Here is a 2,614-nt window from a genome sequence, read left to right on the forward strand (position 1 = left end):
CTTGTGGAAGCCCGCGCTGCAGAACTGGGGCATCGGGCTCGAGCTGAACTGGGCGCGGCAGCGCGACTACGACATGCTGTTTGGCTTTCGCGACTACAATGTCGTCACCGGCCATGCCAGTCTCTACTGGGACACCGGCTTCCACGACCTGAGCGTCGAGATCGACGCCGGGCGCTATCTCGCCGGCGACTGGGGCGGCACCTTCTCGCTCAAGCGCCGCTTCGCCAACGGTTGGGAGATCGGCGGCTTCTTCACGCTGACCAACGTGCCCTTCAAGAAGTTCGGCGAGGGCAGCTTCGACAAGGGCATCTACCTGACCATCCCGTTCAACTGGATGCTGCCGTTCGAGAGCCGGTCCTCCTACACCACCGTGCTGCGGCCGCTCACCCGCGACGGCGGGCAGAGGCTGGAGATCGCGAACCGGCTCTACCCGCTGGTCCAGGACATGGATCGCCGCGGGCTCGGCAGGAGCTGGGGGGACTTCTGGCAATGACGGCTGGGCGCCACAGGCCTCGCGCCCGCGCCCTGGCGCTCGCCCTGGGGGTCACCGTGGGGCTCGGCGCCTCGCTGGCGGCCTGCTCGAGCGGCGGGCCGACCCTGTTCCAGCGTCTGGGCGGAGTGCTGAAGACCGCAATCACCGGCGCGCCCAAGGCGCCCCCCGCCGCCCCGGTCACGCGGGCGCAACTGGCGCGGATCCCCTACGCCACCATCGCCCTGTCGAAGAATGGCGGGCCGCGGGCCTATCTGGTGCCGTTGGTCGACAATGGCGGCTACCTGAATTACCGCGACACCTCGGGCGCCGCGGTGATCATGCTGGGCGGCGCGGTCAGCGGCACGCAATCGCTTGGCTACGACCTGCGCTCCGTCCGCTTCGACCGCCGCGACCCGATCGCCCATCCCACGCCCCTGGCCGACTGGCCGGATCACGTGAACCGCCAGTACCGCTACGCGGTGCGCGACCTCGGGGACTACAGCATCACGCTCGACTGCGTGTTCACGCCGGTGGCGCGCGAGACCATCGAGATCGTCGAGCTGCGCTACAATGTGATGCGGGTGAGCGAGGACTGCACCAACGCGCGCCGCCAGGTCACCAATACCTACTGGGTGGACCCCGCGACCGGGTTCATCTGGAAGTCCAAGCAGTGGCTGGGCCCCGAGATCGGCCAGGTCACGGTGGAGATCATCCGGCCCTATGCCGGATGAGCCGAGGCAGCCGGCCGGCGGCGGGGGAAGGCGGCGCGCGGGACACGGCGCGCGCGCGCCCCGGGTCAGCGCTCAAGCGTCGGTGCCGGGCTCGATCAGGACGGAGAACCCGTCGTCGCCGCCGCCCGTGACGGTGATGTCGCCGCAGCGGATCCAGGCGTGCGCGCGCAGGTGGCCCGCCTCGGCCTTGGCCACGCCGAGGAAGAACTCGGGCGCGAGACCGCGGCGCCTGAGCCATCGGTCCGCCGCCATCGCCTGCACCAGGCAGTCGGCGCGCCAGGGCACGCGAGCTGCCGCCGCGGCGAGCGCCCAGGCGATGCCCGCGAGGCTGTCGCGGGCGCCGGGCTCCGGCGGCCTGGCGGCGGGCGACGAGTGGCTGCGAAGCCGGGCCAGGCAGTCCGCGGACGAGGTCAGCGCGAGGCGCGCGCGCGCGCGCGCGAGCTCGAGGACCGCAATGACCAGATGGCGCCACTGCATCGCGGAGAGACCGAGCGCGCGCGAGACCCGGCTTCGCGGCGTGGCGGTCATGCGCAGCCGCGCCGCCCGCGCGAGAGGTGCCACGCGCTTTCGCTACCGCGCCGTGACCAGGCCATGGCTTTGCAACTCGTCGAGCAGCCGCTCGAGATCGGCCTCGAGCACGTCGGCGGCGACGTCGTACTCGGCCAGGATGGTGCGCTGAATGTCGCCAAGCGCGCGGCCGTCCGCAACCAGCTCGAAGATCCGCGCCCCCACCGGGTCGAGGCCGAAATAGGTTCCGCTGTGCAGGTCCAGGATGACGCTGTCGTCGCCGATGCGGCGAGCGACGACATGGGCGGGAACCTCGAAGCTGCTGCCGGGGCTCACGGGCGCGGCTCCAGCGCGGCCGCGTGCTCGGCGATCGCCCGGCGCACGCGCGCGAGCTCGGCGAAGCGGCGCGGGTAGTCGAGCCGGTAGCACGGCACCGCGCCGCACAGCCGGCTGACATCCGCGAAATGGGCGGCCAGGGCGGCCCTGTCCTCGACGTCGAGCAGGAAGGCGTGGCGCAGCCAGGCCTCCAGCGCCTCGGCCCCGTGCAGGCGCTGGAACGCGACCGCGGGCGCCTCGCCGGGCCCCAGCACATAGGCGGCCCGCAGCGGCCGGCTCTCGCCGCAATGGGGAAGCCGCGCCTGCGCCGGCATGCGCGTCTTGGTGCCGTTGACGCCGTCTGCATCGGCCCCCATGAGCGCCTGACGGGCATCGCGCCAAAGGCGCAGCGAGGGGTGGCTCGGCAGCGCGCGGTATCCGTCCGCCGTCGCATCGAGCGCCAGGCCGTCATCGGTGAGGAAGGGCGCCCCGGCGCAGGCGAAGGCGGCGGCCAGGGTGGACTTGCCGTGGCCCGAGGCGGCCAGGAAGGCGACCGCGTCCGAGCCCAGCGCAACGGCGCTGGCATGGA

At 72.5% G+C, this 2,614-nt stretch carries 4 protein-coding genes and 1 pseudogene; 2 read left to right on the forward strand and 3 right to left on the reverse strand.

All coding sequences use genetic code 11. The annotated features are described in order from the left end of the window. Together AC32QD_RS08890 and AC32QD_RS08895 are read left to right on the forward strand one after the other, a co-directional pair. Window positions 1-493: YjbH domain-containing protein (locus AC32QD_RS08890; protein WP_492010135.1), on the forward strand; the 493-nt coding region annotated here is incomplete at its 5' end. Next, window positions 490-1,203 carry a YjbF family lipoprotein gene (locus AC32QD_RS08895; protein ID WP_492010136.1) on the forward strand — a complete coding sequence of 238 codons (714 nt, stop codon included), beginning with the start codon at window positions 490-492 and terminating at the stop codon, window positions 1,201-1,203. The genes AC32QD_RS08890 and AC32QD_RS08895, both read left to right, overlap by 4 nt. Before the next feature lie 72 nt (window positions 1,204-1,275). Here the strand turns inward: AC32QD_RS08895 and AC32QD_RS08900 are convergent, their stop codons facing one another. The 3 genes and pseudogenes from AC32QD_RS08900 to AC32QD_RS08910 all read right to left on the reverse strand — a co-directional run. Next, window positions 1,276-1,764: a lasso peptide biosynthesis B2 protein gene (locus AC32QD_RS08900; protein ID WP_492010137.1), complete on the reverse strand. Its 489-nt coding sequence runs from the start codon at window positions 1,762-1,764 to the stop codon at window positions 1,276-1,278. Window positions 1,765-1,773: 9 nt separating this feature from the next. Continuing rightward, window positions 1,774-2,046, reverse strand: a complete 273-nt coding sequence (locus AC32QD_RS08905; RefSeq protein ID WP_492010138.1) for a PqqD family protein — start codon at window positions 2,044-2,046, stop codon at window positions 1,774-1,776. Beyond that, a pseudogene (locus AC32QD_RS08910) lies at window positions 2,043-2,614 on the reverse strand (hypothetical protein); the annotation flags it as partial. The pseudogene AC32QD_RS08910 and the gene AC32QD_RS08905, both read right to left, overlap by 4 nt.

It is taken from the genome of Thermohalobaculum sp., from assembly GCF_058622915.1.